A 19,524-nucleotide genomic window follows, 5' to 3' on the forward strand; every position below is an offset into this window, starting at 1 on the left:
GCATGGCCCACAATGGAGGCGATGGAACAACCACAACAGAGCTTTTACGACGCCGTCGGTGGCGCAGAAACCTTCCATGCGATCGTGTCGCGCTTCTACGAACAGGTCGCCGAGGACGAAATTCTGCGGCGGCTGTATCCCGAAGACGACCTGGCCGGTGCGGAGGAACGGTTGCGGATGTTCCTTGAGCAGTACTGGGGTGGTCCGCGCACATACTCCGATCAACGCGGCCACCCGCGGCTGCGGATGCGCCACGTGCCGTTTCAGATCGGCCCGTTCGAACGCGACGCCTGGCTGCGGTGCATGCACACCGCAGTCGCTTCCGTCGATTCGGCGACGCTCGACGACGCGCATCGCAAAGCGTTGCTCGATTACCTGGAAATGGCCGCGCACTCGCTCGTGAATTCGGAGTTCTGATGAGCACGGCGCAACACGAGCCGTGGTGGGCTCGCGCGGTTTTCTACCAGGTGTACCCGCGGTCGTTCGCCGACAGCGACGGGGACGGCATCGGCGACCTCGACGGTGTGACGTCGCGGCTGGACTATCTGGACCGCCTGGGCGTCGATGCGCTGTGGCTCAGCCCGATCATGGTGTCGCCGATGGCCGATCACGGCTACGACGTGGCCGATCCGCGTGACGTCGATCCGCTGTTCGGCGGACTGGCCGCGTTCGAGCGGCTGATCGCCGCGGCCCACGAGCGCGGCATGAAGGTCACCACGGATCTGGTGCCGAACCACACCAGCTCGCAGCACCCCTGGTTTCAGGAGGCACTGGCCGCCGAACCGGGCAGTGCCGCACGCAACCGCTACATCTTCCGCGACGGTCGCGGACCCGGCGGATCCGAGCCGCCGAACAACTGGCAGTCCGTGTTCGGCGGCCTGTCGTGGACCCGGATCGTCGAGCCGGACGGCACACCGGGCCAGTGGTATCTGCACCTCTTCGACGCCGAGCAGCCAGACCTCAACTGGGACAACCCCGAGGTGTTCGACGACCTGGAGAAAACGCTGCGGTTCTGGCTGGAGCGCGGTGTCGACGGATTTCGCATCGACGTGGCGCACGGGATGGCCAAGCCGCCTGGGCTTCCGGACACCGATGTCGAGATGCGACCGCGGATGCTCAGCGACGGCGACCCGCGGTTCAACCATCCCGACGTGCACGAGATTCACCGCAACATCCGCACCGTCATGAACGACTTTCCCGACGCGGTGACCATCGGTGAGGTCTGGGTGTTCGACAACGCCAGCTGGGCGGAGTACGTGCGCGCCGACGAACTGCACCTGGGCTTCAATTTCCGGATGGTGCGTGCCGAATACGACATCACCGACATCCGTGACGCGATCGAGAACACGCTCGCCGCGGCGGCGCTCGAAAATGCCACGCCCACATGGACGTTGGAGAATCACGACGTGGTCCGCGGGCCCACCCGCTACGGCGGCCTCGTCCAGGCCCGCGCGATGGCGCTGGTCACACTCACCCTGCCCGGCGCGGTATTCGTCTACAACGGTCAGGAATTGGGGCTGGCCAACGTCGAATTGCCCGACGAGGCCCTGCAAGACCCGACCTGGGAACGCTCCGGGCACACCGTGCGCGGCCGCGACGGCTGCCGCATTCCGGTTCCGTGGAGCGGCGACACTCCCCCGTTCGGGTTCTCGACGTCGACCGACACCTGGCTGCCGATGCCGCCGGAGTGGGCGGCGCTGACCGTCGAGAAGCAATCGGGTGACCCCGACTCGACGCTGACTTTTTTTCAGCGTGCGATCGAAATCCGGCACACCCGTCCGGAGTTCACCGGCAACCGGATCGAATGGCTGGATGCGCCACGCGGCACGCTGGTGTTCGGCCGCGGCGACGCCGGTCTGCTGTGCATGCTGAACACGAACGATCGGGCTGCGCCGTTGCCGGACGGCGAACTTATTCTGGCCAGCGCGCCGCTGATCGGCGGGAAGCTGGCACCCCACGCCGCGGCGTGGCTGGTGTCGTCGGTCGACCCCCGCCGGTAGCGCACCGCACCCCACCTCTCTATACATAACCCATGACCTACGCGTGGACAGTCATCGGAGCCGGCCCGGCGGGAATCGCCGCCGTGGGCAAGCTTCTCGACGAAGGCATCCCGCCGGAGGACATCGCCTGGATCGATCCGGCATTTGCCGCCGGCGACATCGGGGCGAAGTGGCGTTCGGTCTCCAGTAACACGCAGGTCGGCTTCTTCCTCAGTTATCTGAACGGCGCCAAAGCATTTCGATTCTCCGAGGCGCCACCGATGCCGCTAACGGAGATAGACACCGAAGAGACATGCGCGCTCGCGCTGGTCGCCGATCCGTTGCGCTGGATCACCGAGCACCTGCGCAAGCGGGTCGCGACGTTCGAAACCACTGCGACCGGGCTGTTCCTGGAACGGCGACAATGGCGTATCGAAACAGGCCAACAGGAACTGACGTCGACGAATGTCGTCCTCGCCGTCGGTGCGTCACCGAAGAAGCTCAATTACCCTCAGCTGTCCGAGATTCCGCTGGAGGTCGCTCTCGATCCCGAGAAGCTCGCCGCGGAACCGCTGGACAATGCCACGGTCGCGGTGTTCGGGTCGTCGCACTCGTCGATGATCGTGTTGCCACATCTGCTGCGTCACCCGGTGGCGAAGGTAATCAACTTCTACCGCAGCCCGCTGAAATATGCTGTTTATCTTGATGATTGGATTCTGTTCGACGACTCCGGACTCAAGGGGCGCGCGGCGGTGTGGGCGCGGGAGAACATCGACGGGGTGCTTCCGGAGCGCTTGGAGCGATGTCTGGTCGATGGTCCGGAGTTCGAAGAAAAACTCGCCCAGTGCGACCGCGCGGTCTACACCGTCGGTCTCGAGCGCAGAACGCTGCCCGAAACCAGCCAGTGGGGTCAACTCGACTACAACCCCAACAACGGCATCCTCGCCCCCGGGTTGTTCGGTGTCGGAATTGCGTTCCCAGAGCAGTCGATCGACCCGTTCGGTTACGTCGAATACCGGGTAGGCCTGAAGAAGTTCATGGACTACCTGCATTCGGTGCTGCCGCTGTGGCTGCACTACTCCCCCTGATCAACGCAGCACAAGCGCCGGGTCGCCGCGACGACGATACACCGAACCGAAGCGCGCGTCGACGCGGAGCCACGCCTTGAACGTGCGGACCCGGACGATCTCGTCGACGTCGACGGCTTCGGGCGATTGGGGCAGGAAACCCATTGCGGTCAGGGCGAATACGCACCGCATGGGGACACCGACGCTGACATCGCCCGAGCTGACCTTGATCACTTCCTGGTCCAGCAGCGACACCGGTGGTCCTTGCGCGCTGCCGTGCTCTTTGGCCAATTCGGCGCCGCGTTGCGCCAAGTCGAGCATCAGGCGGACCGGTACATCGTCGAGGTGGACGAAACCCGAGTCGGGTGGCAACGCTCCCCGCCACGCCGAGTCCATCGGGAAACCCGGGTCGATGTAGCCGGAGCTGTCCACCGCGGCCAGGCCCCGCGCCAGTTCGTCGGCACCGACTGATAAATCGTCCGGGCGGATGACACCGGCCACCACCCGGCTGGCCAGCACGTCGAGACCGGTCGCCGTCCACGCGGTCAGTTGCCCGCCCGGGCGGGCGCGCAACCGAATGACAGCGGCGGCGTCCAGTCGTGCCGCTCGTTCAACGAAGGTGGACAGGTTCGCGCGTTGAGCAGCAACGGATTCCGGATGCAGCCACACGCCCCGCTCGGCTATCTGATCCACCGCTGGAGATATTCCCGGTGGTGTGGCGCGAGGCGCACCAGCCGCTGCTCGTCGATGTTGAATGCGGCCAGCTGCGACTCGCCGATGACGGCCGGCTTCGACTCTGGGTCGGCGTTCACCGATCGAACTTCGTAGCCGAGTGTGAAATCGACTGCCCGCAAACGCTTTACCCAGATCGTGACCTGAAGCGGCGAATCGGCCAGCCGCAACTGGCCTTTGTAGGTGATCCGCACGTCGGCGATCAGCAGGCCGGTGGTCAGGATATCGGGCGCGAACGCCGGCGAGAGGAACGGAATTCGAGCCTCTTCCAGAAGCGTCACCATGGTCGCGTGGTTGACGTGCTGGTACATGTCGATATCCGACCAGCGGACGTGAACCGGCGCAACGAAACCGATCGTCGTCATCCGGCGGCTCCTCGCCCACTCGTGCGCGTCATCGAGCGGATCTGGCGCGCCGCCACCGACAAGGTGGCCAGATCGCGCTGACCGCTGTCGTGAATCTCCAGCAGCGTTCGCCGTGCCCGCTCGACCCGCGACGCGCTGAGGTGTTCCCATTCGGCGATCTTTTCTTCGCCGCTTTCGCCCGGTTCGCCGACCGCCAGCACGTCGAAGCACAGCGATCGTACCGAGGAGTAGATGTCATCGCGAATCGCCAAGCGCGCCAACGAGTGCCACCGGTCGCTGCGTGGCAGTTCCGACACCGCGGTCAACAGCCCGTCGGTTCCCAGCCGGTCCATCAAGGCGAAGTACGTGTCGGCGACGTCGGCGGGATCGTATTCCTCGATGTCGGCGACGTCGATGATGTCGAGCAGGCTGTACCTGTACAAGCCGATGGCCACCATGTAGGCGAGGTCCTCGGACGCACCCCGCGCGACGAATTCCTCAGCTTCCTTCTCCACGATCGTCTTGTCGTCACCGCGCAGCCACTCCGACATCCGCGGTGTCAGCTCGCCGACTTTCTTGGCGAATCGGTTGATTTCGGCGCCCACCGCCAACGGCTGCGGACGGTAGTTGAGCAACCAGCGTCCGGCGCGGTCGATCAGCCGCCGGGTGTCCAGTGTCATCTGGTCGGACACCGCGGCCGGCAGCGCAGCCGCCCGAATGTCATGCCACAGCTGATCGATACCGAAGATGGCGTCGGTTGCCGCGTAGGTGCGTACCGCGTCCACCGAACTGACGCCGACGTCTTCGACGATGCGGAAGTCGTAGCTGATGCCTGCGGTGTCGACGAGGTCGTTGACCAGCATGGTCGTCACGATTTCGCGCCTCAGCTGGTGGGATCTGATGGCGGCGTCGAACCGTCCGCGCAGCGGTGTCGGGAAGTACCGCGGCAGCTTGCCGGCGAACACCGGCTGGTCGGGAAGATCGGTGGCGAGCAGATCATCTTTGAGCGTGAGCTTGACATGTGCCATCAGCGTCGCGAGTTCGGGCGAGGTCAGCCCCAGGCCCGCCTCGAGCCGGCGGGCGATCTCCTTGTCCGACGGCAGGGCTTCCAGCTCGCGGTTGAGTCCCCGCTCGGCCACCAGATACCTGATCTGGTCGGCATGGACGGGCAACAGGCTGGGGGCATTGGCGCGGCTGGTGCCGATCAGGTCGTTCTGATCGGCGTTGTCGGCGAGCACCAACGCGGCGACCTCGTCGGTCATCGATTCGAGCAGCGCGGTGCGCTCGCCGGGGTCGATCTTGCCCGCGGTGACCAACGCGTCGATCAGAATCTTGATGTTGACCTCGTGATCGGAGCAATCGACGCCGGCCGAGTTGTCCATCGCGTCGGTGTTGATCCGGCCGCCGCAGAGATCGAATTCGACGCGGCCCAGCGCTGTGACGCCCAGATTGCCGCCTTCGCCAACGACTTTCGCGCGAAGCTGATTCGCGTTGACCCGCAGCGAATCGTTGGCCCGATCGCCGACGTCGGCGTCGGATTCCGCTTCGGCCTTGACGTAGGTGCCGATGCCGCCGTTGAACAGCAGGTCCACCGGAGCCCGCAGAATCGCGCGCACCAGATTCGGCGGCGCCATCTCGGTCACGTCGCCTTCGATGCCCAGCGCCGTGCGGACCTGGTCACTGATCGGAATGGATTTGTGCTCCCGGCTGTACACGCCGCCGCCCTCGCTGATCAGCGATGTGTCGTAGTCGTCCCAACTGGAGCGGGGCAGGTCGAACATCCGCCGACGCTCGTCCCATGACCGGGCCGCATCGGGATCGGGGTCCAAGAAGATGTGCCGATGATCGAAGGCAGCGACGAGCCGAATGTGCTTGGACAGCAACATCCCGTTGCCGAACACATCGCCGCTCATGTCGCCGACGCCGATGACGGTGAAATCCTCGGTCTGCGTGTCGACGCCCATCTCGCGGAAGTGCCGTTTGACGGCCTCCCATGCGCCCTTGGCGGTGATGCCCATCGTTTTGTGGTCGTAGCCGACCGACCCGCCGGACGCGAAGGCGTCGCCCAGCCAGAACCCGTACGACTTCGCGACGTCATTGGCGATGTCGGAAAACGTCGCGGTGCCTTTGTCGGCGGCCACCACCAGGTAGGCGTCATCGTCGTCGTCGCGCCGCACCACCCTCGACGGTGTACTGACCTGGCCGCTGGCTTGGTCGACATTGTCGGTGATATCGAGCAGTCCGGAGATGAACAGCTTGTAGCAGGCGATGCCTTCAGTGCGGGTGGCGTCGCGGTCGGCGGCGCGGTCGCCGGTGGGCAGCGGCGGCCGTTTGACGACGAATCCGCCCTTGGCGCCGACCGGCACGATCACCGCGTTCTTCACGGCCTGCGCCTTGACCAGACCCAAGATTTCGGTGCGGAAGTCTTCTCGACGGTCCGACCACCGCAGCCCGCCGCGGGCCACGTAGCCGAATCGCAGGTGGACACCCTCGACGCGAGGTGAGTACACGAAGATCTCGAACTTCGGGCGCGGCAGCGGCAGCTCCTCGACGAGCTGCGCGTCCAACTTCAGCGATAGCACGTCGTTGCTGCGGGCCGACCCTTGGCGTGTGACAAAGTAATTCGTGCGCAGCGTCGCCTGGATCAGCGAGGCGAACGCACGCAGCACCCGGTCGGTGTCCATGCTGACCAACGCGTCGATGTCCGAGGCGACCGCGGCGGCGGCGGCCTGCGCGTCGCGGCTCTTCGGCGAGCCCGACGGATCGGGATCGAACAACGCCTCGAATAGGTTGACCAACGACCTTGCTGTGTGCGGGTTTTCGTTGATCACCGACTCGATGTGGGACTGGCTGTACGGAAAACCGGCCTGGCGCAGGTATTTCGCGTAGCTGCGCAGCAGCACGACTTGTTGCCAGGTCAGGTCGGCGCGCATCACGAGCTCGTTGAACCGGTCGATCTCGACTCGGCCTTCCCAGATGGCGGTCACCGCGTCGGCGAAGCGCTGGGCGGTCGCCTCGCGCTCCGGACCCGGTTGCGCCAGCGGAATAGTCGGCTGCGGCGTGATCTTGAACTGGTAGATCCACACCGGTAGCCCGTCGGGGCGGGTGACGGTGAAGGGACGCTCTTCGAGCACCACCACACCCATCGACTGCAGCATCGGCAGCAGCTGACTCAACGACGCTGTCCGACCGCCCAAATACCAGGTCAACCGGACGGTTTCGTCGTAGTCGTGATCAGACAGCACCAGCTTGACCGAATCATCGTTCAGCTCTTCGAAGATGGCGATGTCGTCGATCGCCTCCGACGGCGTGACGGCCTGTTTGTACGCCTCGGAGAACGCTGCCGCATAGTGTTCGGCTTCGATGGGCCCGACTGAGGCTGCGGCGGCCTCGCCGATCATCCGGTCGGACCATGTCCGAGCGGCTTCGGTCACCAGGGCCTGTATCCGCACCTGGTTGGCCTCGGAGGTATCGACCCGGGCGGCGCTGTCTTCACCCAGCCGGACCATGAAATGCAGTAGCGCCCAGGGTGATTCGGTGACACGAGCGGTGAATTCGAGGCTGGTGCCGCCGAATTCGCCGACCAGAATGTCTTCGATCTGCAAGCGCACCCCGGTGGTGTAGCGGTCGCGGGGTAGGTAGACCAGGCATGAGACGAAATACTCGAGGCGGTCGGCGCGCAAGAACAGCAGTGCGCGTCGTCCCGATCCGAGATCGACCACGGCCTTGGCCATCGCCAGCAGCTGATCGGCGCTGCGCGCGAAAAGCTCAGAGCGCGGCACGGTCTGGATGACGTCGAGCACCAGCTGCCCCGGATGGGCGGGGTCGAGGTCGGCCAACGTGAGCACTTCACGGGCCCGGCGCGAAATGATCGGGATCTCAAGGACATCGGCGTTCATCGCCGCGACCGTGAAGAGTCCGATGAGGCGGTGCTCGAAGATACTGCCGTCGGCGATCTCGCGGACCGCGAAGACGTACGGATACGCGCCGAAGCGCAGGTAACTGGCAACGTCGGTCTGCGCCAGCGCCAGCAGTTCGTTGTCGTCGGTCAGACGGGGGCGAGAGCGTTTGCGCCGGCGAAGGACGCCGAGGCTGGTGGTCGCCGCGTCACCCGACACCCGCCCGTCGCGCACCGGGCAGCGCTGATAGCCCAGCAGGGTGAAATGCCCAGCGGCCAACCAGCGCAGCAGCGCTGCGACGTCGCCGTTGTCGTCGCCCGGGTAGCGCCCGTCCGCGTTGGTGTCGACGGCGTCGGCCAGATCCTTGAGGATGGCGATCATCGCCGTCGAGTCCGCGGCGACCCGGCGCAGGTCGGCGAGCACACCGGGAAGCAGTCGTTTCGTTTCGTGCAACGCGTTGCGGTTCACCGACGGCGAAAGCTGGACGTGGATCCAGGTTTCGTCGATTCCGCGCTCGCTGGATGCGGGCGGGTCGACGCTGATCAGCTCGCCGGCGTCATCTCGGCGCACGTGGAAGATCGGATTCATGATCGCCGTGTAGGCCACGCCGAGCCGGTGCAACAACACGGTCACCGAGTCCATCAGCATCGCGCCGTCGTCGGTGACGACCTGCAGGGCGGGACCGAATCCGCCCGGATCGTCGGGCGGGTAGACGGCGACCCGGCTTTCCCGCGCCGGGCGATGCTGTCCGAGCAGGTAGTGCGCGCTCAGCAGCGCCGGCGTCACCGCGGGAGCCGATGTGTCCGCAGACTCGGTTTCGGCCTCGTCGCTGTGCGGGCCTTGGTAGGTATCGATGTACGCCGACGAGATCCACCCGGGAATGTCGTGAACGTCCACGAACTTCGTCCAGTCCACGGCGTCAACCGTCATGTCGACCGCCCCTCAGACGCATACCTACGCTGGCACGCCCGACACTAGTCGCGAGTGAGCCTTCGGTGAGTGACCCGGTGTGGACGCGCCGCTTCAGCGCCAAGACGTTCGATCTTGTTCTCTTCGTAGGCGCCGAAGTTGCCCTCGAACCAGAACCACTTGGCTTCGTTGTCGTCGTCGCCCTCCCACGCCAGGATGTGCGTGCAAGTGCGGTCGAGGAACCACCGGTCGTGGGAGATCACCACCGCGCAGCCGGGAAATTTCTCCAGCGCGTTCTCCAGCGAGCCCAGCGTCTCGACGTCGAGGTCGTTGGTCGGCTCGTCGAGCAGGATCAGGTTGCCGCCCTCTTTGAGGGTCAGCGCCAGGTTGAGCCGGTTGCGTTCACCACCGGACAACACACCGGCCGGCTTCTGCTGGTCGGGACCCTTGAAACCGAACGCCGAGACGTAGGCGCGCGACGGGATTTCGTTCTGCCCGACCTGGATGTAGTCCAAGCCGTCGGAGACCGTCTGCCACACCGTCTTCTTCGGGTCGATGCCGCCGCGCGACTGGTCGACGTAGCTGAGCTTGACGGTCTCGCCGACCTTGACCGTGCCGCTGTCCGGCTGTTCGAGCCCGACGATCGTCTTGAACAAGGTGGTCTTACCCACACCGTTAGGACCGATCACGCCGACGATGCCGTTGCGAGGCAGCGTGAACGACAGATCCTTGATCAGCGTGCGGCCCTCGAAACCCTTGTCGAGGTGATCGACCTCGACCACCTGGTTGCCCAGCCGCGGACCGGTCGGGATCTGGATCTCCTCGAAGTCGAGCTTGCGGGTCTTCTCGGCCTCGGCCGCCATCTCCTCGTAGCGCTGGAGCCGGGCCTTGCTCTTGGCCTGGCGGGCTTTGGCGCCGGAGCGGACCCAGGCCAGCTCGTCGGTCAGCCGCTTCTGCAGCTTGGCGTCCTTGCGTCCCTGCACCGCGATCCGCTCGGCCTTCTTCTCCAGATAGGTGGAGTAGTTGCCCTCATACGGGTAGGCGCGGCCGCGGTCGAGCTCGAGGATCCACTGTGCGACGTTGTCGAGGAAGTAGCGGTCGTGGGTGACGGCCAGTACCGCACCCTCGTAAGCAGCGAGGTGCTGTTCGAGCCACTGCACGCTCTCGGCGTCCAGGTGGTTGGTCGGCTCGTCGAGAAGCAGCAGGTCCGGCTTGGACAGCAGCAGCTTGCACAGCGCCACCCGGCGGCGCTCGCCGCCGGAGAGATGGGTCACCGGCTCGTCGGGCGGCGGGCAGCGCAGCGCGTCCATGGCTTGCTCGAGCTGCGAGTCCAAATCCCACGCGTTGGCGTGGTCGAGCTCCTCCTGCAGCTTGCCCATCTCCTCCATCAGCTCGTCGGAGTAGTCGGTGGCCATCAGCTCGGCGACCTCGTTGAAGCGGTCCAGCTTGACCTTGATGTCGCCGAGGCCCTCTTCGACGTTGCCGCGAACGGTTTTCTCCTCGTTCAGCGGCGGCTCCTGCAGCAGGATGCCGACGGTCGCGCCGGTGGCCAGGAAAGCTTCGCCGTTGTTGGCCTTGTCCAGCCCGGCCATGATCCGCAAGACGCTCGACTTACCTGCCCCGTTGGGGCCGACGACACCGATCTTGGCGCCCGGATAGAAGCTCAGGGTGACGTCGTCGAGAATGACTTTGTCGCCGTGCGCCTTGCGGACTTTCTTCATCGTGTAGATGAACTCAGCCATGTGGCGGTGTTGCCTTTCTGGTGTGCGAGATTGCTCGCGCCCCATCCTAGGCACTTGTCCGGCTCCTCCTCACGCCGCTATGCGCCGCGCATCGTCGCCGGACGGGCACTTGTCCGGCTCCTCCTCACGCCGCTACGCGCCGCGCATCGTCGCCGGACGGGCACTGCCCCGCCGGTCAAGCTAAGCCGACAACGGCAACTTCTCCCGCGCCTCGTCGTCGTCGGCGTCTTTCGCGTCCGCGGCATCGGTCGCGTCAGGCGCGGCGTCGGGGACTGATAGGACCGTTTTCTCGACCCGTGCGAGGCAGCGCGACAGGTCCGGCCCGACTGAGGTGGCGCGCATCTCCAGGGTCGAGCGGCGCATCCCGTCGCGGTCCTCGTACTCGCTGGTGTGCACGTGACCCACGACGATCACCGGTGCGCCCTTGCCCAGCGAAGCGCCCACCCCGGACACCAGTCGGCCCCAGCAGTTGACGGTGACGAACAGCGAATTACCCGGCTCCCACGTGCCGTCGGCGGCGCGGCGCCGGGAATTGCTGGCGAGGCGAAACTTCAGCACCTCCTGGTCTCCGACCGTGCGGCGGATCGGGTCGTTGACGATGTTGCCGACCACGGTCAGCGGCGTTTCGAACATTGCTCATCCCTTTCTTCGGTGCGACGGCGTCTCGCCGGCGTGCTGACCGCTATTCAGCTCGGCGCTGCCGACAGCGAGCGTCACCGGACGCGGCGGCTGCACCGGTTCTGGGGAGAAAGACCCGACTGTGGACGAACGCGGTTTGTCGCTCGGAGGCGGGCAAATCGCTACCCGGGATCGCTAGCGGTCCCGGCGGGCCAGCTCGGACAGCATCGCGTTGTAGGCGGCCAGCTCGGCGTCGTCGTCGCGGTCGGCCGCGCGGTCCAACCGTCGCGCGGTTCGCTGGTCGCTGCGCGACCATTGCACCAGCAACGCGATCATCACCACGGCGAGCGGTATTTCCCCTGCGGCCCAAGCCATTCCACCGCCGAGCCGCTGATCACCCAACAGGTCGGTGTGCCAGCTCAGGTGCAGCGAGCGGTAGAAATCCCCGCCGAGCACTTTCGCCATCATCATCAGGATGATGGCGAAAAAGGCGTGCAGCGGCAGCGACGCGAACACCACCGCCACCTTGGCCAGCGGCGGGATCGGCCGCGGCGTCGGGTCGACGCCGATCACCACCCAGTAGAACAAGTAGCCGCTGAGCAGGAAGTGCACGTTCATCACGAGGTGCCCCACGTGGCTGCCCACCGCGACGTCGAACAGACCGCCCAGATAGAGGCCGTAAAACCCGGCGACGAACAACGCCGTGGCGACCACGGGGTTGGTCAGGATTCTCGACACCCGGCTGTGCAGCGCCGCCAGCAGCCATTCCCGCATGCCCGGCGGATCGCCGCGCCCGGCCGCCGGCAGCGCCCGCAGTGCCAGTCCGACCGGCCCGCCCAGCACCAGCAGGATCGGCACCAGCATCGACAGCATCATGTGTGCCGCCATGTGCATGCTGAACATCGCCGGCATGTAGCGGCCCACGCCCGACGAGGTGACGAACAGCAGCGCCAGGCAACCGAGCAGCCAGGAAACTGTCCGGCCGCGAGGCCAGGCATCGCCGCGGCGCCGCAACCGACGCACCGCCGCCAGGTACAGCGCGGCGAACACGATGGCGGCCGAGCCGAAGATCAGATCGAAACGCCAATCCAGCAGCACCCGGGCCGGGGTGGGCGGACCGGCGAAGTCGTAACCGATCTTGACGTCCGAAATCGACGGCACACCGATCGGCAGCGGTGGCGGAGGCGTCCGACCGAGGCCGACAGCAATGCCGAACGTGACGCCGAACACCAGCGCCTCGATCAGCGCCAGTCGTACGAACGCGGTTCGCGAACCTGGATTCGCCTGCAGCGCAACGACTCCGGATTGTCGCTGCCGCCAGCCGACCACACCGAGCAGACACAGCGCGACGAACTTGCCGACCACCAGTCGGCCGTAGTCGGTGGTGAGCAGGTCCGACGGCAGGATCCGCACCAGCGCGTTGACGACGCCGCTGATCGCCATCGCAGCGAAGCACCACAACGCGATCACCGAAAACCGACGGGCGGCCAGGTCGGCATGCTGCCCACCACGCAGCACGTGGGTCAGCACAGCCAGCAGGCCGCCGGCCCACAGGCTCGCCGCAACCAGGTGGATCAGCAGGCTGTTGGTGGCCAGGTCGTGCGAACCGCCAGCCGATGAGTGCCCGGTCAATCCCAACGGGATCAGCGTGGCCAACGACCCGACCAGGAGCAGCGGAGTCCAGGACCACCGCAGCACGGGAAGGCTGGCCAGCGTCACCGCCGCCGCCAGCAGGGCGGTCCATCGCCACGCCGTCGAGATGTTGATCAGGCTGGCCAGCGACCACAGACTCGCCGGATTCAGGTGGGCGGTGATCGGCTGGCCCGACACGTCGGAAATGGTGAGCGGCACCAACAGTGCAGCGCACACCGCCCAGGCCCCGGCGGCGATTGTCCCCACCCGCAGCGCTCGATACCCGTCGACGTCGAGGACACCGTTGTCCTGCGGCGGAACCAGAAACGCCGCCAGCAGGAACGCGCCCACGGCCACCACTGCGGCGACCTCGCCGGCAGCCCGGACGAAGGGCAGACCGAGGGTCGTGACCGGCCCGGGGTCGGGTAACCCGGTGGCGGTCAACGCGGCGGCCAGCGACAGTGTCCCGATCCCCGCCGCGATGCACCCTGCCAACGCCGCCACCCCGCCCAGCAGCGGCCACGCCACCGCGCGGCGCTGGCTAGCGGGCGCCGTTACCGTCATGCACCAAGGGTATGGCGGTAGCCGCGAGGCCCTCACGCTGGCCAGCGTCGGTCGCGGGTTGTGCAGGGTCTGCAGGACCTGCAGACCGTGCTCGCCGCAGAACCCCCGGGCACCCAACCCGATCACCGTCACCACCGATTTGCTGAAAGGAGCCGAGCAGGGAGTCACGGCCGCCCTGGTCGACAGTGGGGTGCTGCCGCAGACGGACATGCCGGACGTCTACCCGTTCGTCCCGTCTATCGACCCGGGCCTCTCGATCAGCTTTGGTCAACCGGGTGAAACGTTCATCTCCGCGCTCGGCGGCGCCATCGGGTCGGTGCTCTACGACCTGAACATTCCCGACTTCGTTAACGGCACGTCGGATGCCGGCGACTTCATCACGGCCATGGCCGCGCTCTTCGGATAGCCGTGGCCGGTCTCGGCTACCGAGTTGCTCGACCGCCCCGGGCTTCGGCCTCGCGAGCGACGAACTGTTTGCGCGCGATCTGCCCGACGTGGTCAAAATCCTGCAGGATGGACCGCAATTCGCGGCGGAACGCGAGCCGGCGCTCAGCAAGGTCGGGTGCCGCCTTGAGCAGGTCCTGGTCGGCGACCACTTGACGTGCCGTCGCGAACAGCAGCGTCGACACCGGCTCGCTGCTGCGCACCCGGCCTTGTGCGACGTACTGCCTTCCGACGCCGAGCGCCAACTGAGTGAGTTCTTTCTCGCCGATATCCGCGGGGGCGTCGCGCAGCACGTCGGCCACGATCTCGTAGGCCTCGAAGAACACCCGCAGCATCGCCTCGGACATGAGTGGTCGCTTGGCGTACAGGATCTTATCGATCGCGTCGACGTCGGCTGCGACCTGTGCTTCCCAATCATCGTGCCACGCCATCTCTTCGGCGATGTTCTGCCGGAACGCAGCCGAATCAGCGAAGTAGAAGTCGAACTTCAGCAGATCGCGTAACCGCATGGCCTGCTTCCAGAATGCCTCCACCCGGTCACCCTCGGCTCGGCCGGCGTGCGCCAGCGCCAGCTCGACGATCACCGTTTCCAGGAATGCGTGGATCACCGAGTTGCGGTAGAAGGCGGCGGCGTGCTCGTCTTCGGGGGCGATGCGCCACACCGGTTCTCGGCCGCTGTCGACACGGGTCACCGGGTGGCCGTTGGACAGTGAGTCGACGGCGGCGCGAACGCCCTCGGGTGTGCGCAACCGCAGCGCGCTGGTAGACATCGGGGTCTGTTTGCGTTCGAGATAGTCGAGGGAATCCTGCAGCGTGTGGTGTAACTGTGTCAGAGTCAGCGCGACGCCGTGCGTCGTCAGCAACAGCGCCGACACCAAGCCGGTGGCGTTCACCGGGGTCGCTTGCAGAATGCGCCACGCTACCTCGAACGACATCTTATGCAGTGCAAGGCGTTTGGCGGCTTGATCGGACGCGGCCGGGCCGTGCGACGGGCCCAGGTATTCCCGCATCGAGACGGCTTCGGGAAATCGAACGTAGATCTTGCCGTAGTTGCGTTCACCCTGCGCTTTGATGAAGTTGTACAGCCAGCCGAAACCCTCCGCCCGCTTCTCGCCGCCGCGAGCATAGGCCGCGTATTCCGCGGTCTCGTGCAATTGGTCGAAGCTGATCGAAACCCCTTGCAGCAGAATGTCATCGCTGCGACCATCCAGATAGGCGTCGGCCACATAGCTCATCAGGCCCAGCTTTGGTGGCAGCATCTTCCCGGTGCGCGAACGGGTGCCCTCGATGGACCAGCTGAGGTTGAAGCGCTTCTGCACCACGTAACCCACGTATTCACGCAGCACGTATTTGTACAGCGCGTCGTCACCGATATTGCGCCGGATGAAGATGACGCCGGCGCGCCGCATCAGCGGGCCCATCACCCCGAAAGCCAGGTTGATGCCGGCGAACACATGCACCGGGGGCAGACGATTCTCCTGCATCGCCACCGGCATCACCGCGCCGTCAATGTAGGACCGGTGCGAGAACAACAGCACCGCCGGATGAGTCTCCAGCGCCGAACGCATCGCCGCGACCTGGTACTCGTCGTAGTCGATGTCGCGGTCGAATCCCCGGCTGAGCATCCGGCCCAGGACGGACACCAGGTCGACCGATACCCGACTCCACCCCGTGGCGAGCTCGTCGAGCATCTTCTCGGCTTCTTCGAGCGTGGCGCCCTGAATCTTCTCCAATCCGGCGCGAAAGCGGCTGGACGCCAGGATCTCCGGTGGTATCAGTCGCGGCGACTTGTACTGCGGTCCGAGGATTCGGTACTCGGCGCGCTCCAGTGCCAGCAGCGCGCGGCGGGTGACGAAATGCGCGAATTCGCGCGGGTTTTCGCCGACCGTGTTTTCGCGCCACTGCTGACGGAGCTCGGACACTTTGGCTGATTCGCCGGCGACTACCCGTGCGCGCGAGCGGTCGGAACGCAGGATGCGACGCTGCTGACGCTCACTGGGCTGGTACGGGTTTTGACCAGGGATCAACGCGGCCAACTGATTCAGCACCGAGGCGTCCGCGCGCGGCATCCAGAACACCCGCACCGGCACGATCGATCGGTCCTCGTCGAGCTCGAGCTGTTCGACGAGCTGAGCCATCTCCCCGGGCGGAGAGTTCTGCTCCGGCAGCGGCAGCACCTCGAGTTTGGTGTCCGGGTGCCGGGTGCGCTCCTGGTCCAACCACGCCGCGAGCAGGTCCGATTCGATCGACGTGGACGCCGACGCCAGCACCAACGTGTCGTCGGTCGTGGTGAAGGAGCCGTTGCCGGCAGCCTGCGCGGTCACGATCGGCCTTTGGGACGCGGCGTGCTCTGCTGCGCCTTCGTGGCTTTGGCCGCGGTGGTCTTCTTGGCCGCGGCTTTCGCCGGTGCTGCCTTGGCGGTCTTGGCGGCGGCCTTGCGCGGCGCCTTCCGCGGAGCCGCCTTCTTCCGGTACACGTCATGCGCCGGCAACTCGTCGACCGGCCAGTCGGCCAGGGTGTCGATATAGAGTTGGCGCACTTCGGCAATGCGGTCGGACAGTGTCTCAACCGTCCAGTCGCTCACCGAAATCGGCGGAAACACCGCGACGTCGACGGTGCCCGGGTTCATCGTGGTCGAATTGCGGGCGGCGATGATCTCGGCGTTACGGATCACGATCGGCACGATCGGGATCCCCACCGCCATTGCCATGCGGAACGGCCCCTTCTTGAACGGCCCGACGCTGGTGGTGTCGAGCCTGGTGCCCTCAGGGGCGATCATGATCGAAAGCCCTTGCCTGGCACGCTCTTCGACCTGGTGCAGCGACTCCACGGCCGCGGTCGGGTTGTCCCGGTCGATGAAGACGGAGTCCAGGACCTTGCCGAGCGTGCCCATGATCGGGTCGCCTTCGAGTTCCTTCTTGCCGACCGCAACCCAGTTGTCGCGGATCAACGCGCCGACGATGACCGGGTCGGCCTGGTTGCGGTGGTTGAAGATGAACACCGCGGGACGCTGCGCGGTCAGGTTCTCCTCGCCAAGGATGTTGAGCTGAACACCGCTGGCAGTCAACAGCAACTGCGACCAGGTGGCCGTGAAGAAGTTGACGCCGCGCCGTCTGCTGCGGGTCAGCAGCCCGATCCCGAGGGCGCCCGCGGCGACCGGGACAACCGAACCGACCCCGGCCAGCGTGCGCAGCTGCGCCCCGATGCCACCACCGCTGCGACTGGTGAACCGCAGGATCGGCCAGCCACGCTTCTTGGCGACGGCAGCCATCTTGCCTTCGGGGTTGGTCGGCCTCGGATTTCCGACCAGGTACATCAGCGCAACGTCTTCGTCTCCGTCGGCGTAGAAGTAACTGTCCTTGAGGTCGATGCCGTTCTCCGCGGCGAACTTCTGCACCGCGGCGGCCTTACCCGGTCCCCACAGGATCGGCTCGACCACACCGCCGGTGAGCACGCCGTCGTCGTCGGTCTCGAATTTGTTGGTGAGCGTGTTGAGGATGCCGAGGAAGCGTGCCACCGGACCGACCTGAATGGTCAGCGCCGACGAGCTGAGCACCACGGTGTGTCCGCGGGCCAGATGCGCGCGGACCAGCTCGCGCATCTCCGGATAAATCCGCGACTCGATTCTCTGCAGGAACAACCGCTCGCCGATCTCTTCCAGATCGCTCAGCATGCGCCCGCGCAGCGCACCGGAGGCCTTGGTGATCAGTTCTTCGAATTCGATTCGGCCGAATTGATGGTTCACGCCAGCGGTGACCATGCTGATCAGCTCGCCGACACCCATGTCGCGGCGGCGAATCCGTTCCTGGGTCAGGATCACGGCGGTGAAGCCGGCGACCAGGGTGCCGTCCAAGTCGAAGAATGCGCCGATCTCAGGACCGGGCGGGCTGGCCATGATTTCGGCGACCGACCCCGGCAACCGCAGATCGCGCGCGGGCCGCTCGACGTCTGACGCGCTCACGAGCCCGCCGCCGATCGCTTTGTCGCACCGGGCTGATCCGCGGTGAACGACGACGGCGCCGCCTGCGGCGCGGAATCTCCTGCCAGCGCCAGGATTTCGTTGAACCCGTCGAGCAGGCACCGGGCCCACAGTGCCTCGTCGCGGATGGCCGCACGGTCGTAGCGCGTGGTGATGGTGCAGTAGCCGCCCCGGGAAATCAGCACGACCATCATCGCCACGCCGGGCAGCGGCCCGATGCCGTACTGCCGCAATACTTTTGCACCGGCAATGAAGGTATCGCCCGGGTAGACCGGGACGTTGCTGGCCTGTACGTCCGAACCGACGACCGAACTGGTCATCGACTCCAGCAACGGTCCCGGCAGGACGCTGAGCAGCGGAGCGATCGAACCGATGATGTCCATCGCCGGCTCGTCGCGGCGCTGGGTCATTTGCAAGCGGATCTTGTGCATGCGGGCGACCGGATCTGCGGTACCGATCGGCGCCGCCAGGTTGACGCCGGTGAACCGGTTGCCGCCGGCCGCGTCGGTCTCGGCCCGCAGGCTGACCGGCACCGCCATCGGCAACGTGGCGACCGGGACACCCAGTGCGGCGTGATAGCGCCCGAGTGCACCCGACAGCCCAGCCAGGTAGGCGTCGTTGATCGAACCGCCGCCGGCTTTGGCCGCGCGATGCAAGTCGGACAGCGGGATGTCGATCGCTTCGCTGCGGGTCGCCAGGCTGCGACGACGCAGCAACGGCGAGGGTTCGGCGGCCCGGCTGACGACCCGTGTGCTCGAACGGGCGTAATTGAAGACACCGGCGATCGCGTCGCCGGGCCTGGCCACCGCACGTCCGACCAACGTCACCGCTCCCCAGAGCGCACCGCGGGCGCTGTTGGCGACATTGATGGGCAGCCGGTTGAACCCTTCACGCATCAGGTCGGTGGGCGACAGATCCTGCGGGATGGGCTGGTCAGGGGTCGGCTGCGCCGGCGGGTCGCGCTCGAGGTCGTAGATGTGGGCGAACATCTCCACGCTGCCGACACCGTCGGTGACGGCGTGCGACAGGTGCAGCAACGTCGCGGCCCTGCCGTCGGGTAGCCCCTCGATCAGGGTGGCGGTCCACAGCGGCCGGGCGATGTCCAGCGGCGATTGCAGCATCAACTCCGCCAGGTCGAACACCTGTCGCAGCGAGCCCGGCTCCGGGACGCGCATCCTGCGGACGTGGTAGTCGAGGTTGAAATCGGGATCCACCACCCAGCGTGGTGAGGCGGTCGGCAACGTCGGCACGACCACCTTCTGCCGAAGCCGTAACGCCTTGCGCGACGCGTTCTCGAATCGGGTCCGGAAGCGGTCCCAATCCGGCGTGGTGTCCAGAATCTCCAGTGCCATGATCCCCGATCGGGTGCGTGGATTGGCTTCTCCGCGATGCAACAGGTAGTCGACCGGCCCCAGCGCCGTCGGCAATCCCGCCGCGTCGAACTGCTCAGCCACCGCGGTTCCCCCAACCGGTCGCCACGCCCGTCGTTCGACGCGCCATCGCCACTCACACCTCCCGTTCCGAACAGGCTCCGCGAACCCGTGTCAGGACGCCGCGGGCAACTCCAACGTAGTCTGGTTGGCGCGGTGGCGGTAGCCGATTGTCGGGATCAGGA

13 protein-coding genes are annotated in these 19,524 nt (G+C 66.1%); 4 read left to right on the forward strand and 9 right to left on the reverse strand.

What is annotated here, in order from left to right:
* Window positions 1–21: 21 nt before the first annotated feature.
* The 3 genes from G6N27_RS07710 to G6N27_RS07720 are packed head-to-tail and all read left to right on the forward strand — an operon-like array spanning window position 22 to window position 3,067.
* Entirely contained in the window at window positions 22–417 is a 396-nt protein-coding gene (locus tag G6N27_RS07710; RefSeq protein ID WP_163775804.1) for a globin, read from the forward strand.
* Window positions 417–2,000, forward strand: coding sequence for a glycoside hydrolase family 13 protein (locus tag G6N27_RS07715; protein WP_163775805.1), 1,584 nt, complete (start codon window positions 417–419; stop codon window positions 1,998–2,000). The genes G6N27_RS07710 and G6N27_RS07715 overlap by 1 nt, the downstream gene beginning before the upstream one ends.
* 32 nt (window positions 2,001–2,032) lie before the next feature.
* Entirely contained in the window at window positions 2,033–3,067 is a 1,035-nt protein-coding gene (locus G6N27_RS07720) for an NAD(P)/FAD-dependent oxidoreductase (protein ID WP_163775806.1), read from the forward strand.
* Here the strand turns inward: G6N27_RS07720 and G6N27_RS07725 are convergent, their stop codons facing one another.
* From G6N27_RS07725 to G6N27_RS07750, 6 genes are all read right to left on the reverse strand, one after another.
* Window positions 3,068–3,739: a hypothetical protein gene (locus G6N27_RS07725; RefSeq protein WP_163775807.1), complete on the reverse strand. Its 672-nt coding sequence runs from the start codon at window positions 3,737–3,739 to the stop codon at window positions 3,068–3,070. It abuts the gene before it with no gap.
* Window positions 3,727–4,143, reverse strand: coding sequence for an acyl-CoA thioesterase (locus G6N27_RS07730; protein WP_163775808.1), 417 nt, complete (start codon window positions 4,141–4,143; stop codon window positions 3,727–3,729). Before G6N27_RS07730 ends, G6N27_RS07725 begins: the two co-directional genes overlap by 13 nt.
* A complete protein-coding gene (locus tag G6N27_RS07735; protein WP_163775809.1) occupies window positions 4,140–8,951 on the reverse strand; it encodes an NAD-glutamate dehydrogenase in 4,812 nt (1,603 codons plus the stop codon). Before G6N27_RS07735 ends, G6N27_RS07730 begins: the two co-directional genes overlap by 4 nt.
* A 44-nt stretch (window positions 8,952–8,995) precedes the next feature.
* The gene (gene ettA / locus G6N27_RS07740; RefSeq protein ID WP_163775810.1) at window positions 8,996–10,672 is read right to left on the reverse strand and encodes an energy-dependent translational throttle protein EttA; all 1,677 of its coding nucleotides are present in this window, start codon (window positions 10,670–10,672) and stop codon (window positions 8,996–8,998) included.
* A gap of 180 nt (window positions 10,673–10,852) precedes the next feature.
* The gene (ssb, locus tag G6N27_RS07745) at window positions 10,853–11,305 is read right to left on the reverse strand and encodes a single-stranded DNA-binding protein (RefSeq protein ID WP_163775811.1); all 453 of its coding nucleotides are present in this window, start codon (window positions 11,303–11,305) and stop codon (window positions 10,853–10,855) included.
* Window positions 11,306–11,485: 180 nt separating this feature from the next.
* Entirely contained in the window at window positions 11,486–13,486 is a 2,001-nt protein-coding gene (locus G6N27_RS07750; RefSeq protein WP_163775812.1) for a cytochrome c oxidase assembly protein, read from the reverse strand.
* Here G6N27_RS07750 and G6N27_RS07755 point away from each other — a divergent pair.
* On the forward strand, window positions 13,485–13,892 hold the full coding sequence (locus G6N27_RS07755) for a hypothetical protein (RefSeq protein WP_163775813.1): 408 nt from the start codon (window positions 13,485–13,487) through the stop codon (window positions 13,890–13,892). The genes G6N27_RS07750 and G6N27_RS07755 overlap by 2 nt on opposite strands.
* 16 nt (window positions 13,893–13,908) lie before the next feature.
* Here the strand turns inward: G6N27_RS07755 and G6N27_RS07760 are convergent, their stop codons facing one another.
* The 3 genes from G6N27_RS07760 to G6N27_RS07770 all read right to left on the reverse strand — a co-directional run bounded on the left by G6N27_RS07760 (window position 13,909) and on the right by G6N27_RS07770 (window position 19,363).
* The gene (locus G6N27_RS07760; protein WP_163775814.1) at window positions 13,909–16,254 is read right to left on the reverse strand and encodes a glycerol-3-phosphate 1-O-acyltransferase; all 2,346 of its coding nucleotides are present in this window, start codon (window positions 16,252–16,254) and stop codon (window positions 13,909–13,911) included.
* Window positions 16,251–17,825: an HAD-IB family hydrolase/lysophospholipid acyltransferase family protein gene (locus tag G6N27_RS07765; RefSeq protein ID WP_163781501.1), complete on the reverse strand. Its 1,575-nt coding sequence runs from the start codon at window positions 17,823–17,825 to the stop codon at window positions 16,251–16,253. The genes G6N27_RS07760 and G6N27_RS07765 overlap by 4 nt, the downstream gene beginning before the upstream one ends.
* Before the next feature lie 62 nt (window positions 17,826–17,887).
* A complete protein-coding gene (locus tag G6N27_RS07770; protein WP_163775815.1) occupies window positions 17,888–19,363 on the reverse strand; it encodes a WS/DGAT/MGAT family O-acyltransferase in 1,476 nt (491 codons plus the stop codon).
* Window positions 19,364–19,524 lie beyond the last annotated feature (161 nt).

The organism is Mycobacterium cookii (assembly GCF_010727945.1).
Classification (GTDB): domain Bacteria; phylum Actinomycetota; class Actinomycetes; order Mycobacteriales; family Mycobacteriaceae; genus Mycobacterium; species Mycobacterium cookii.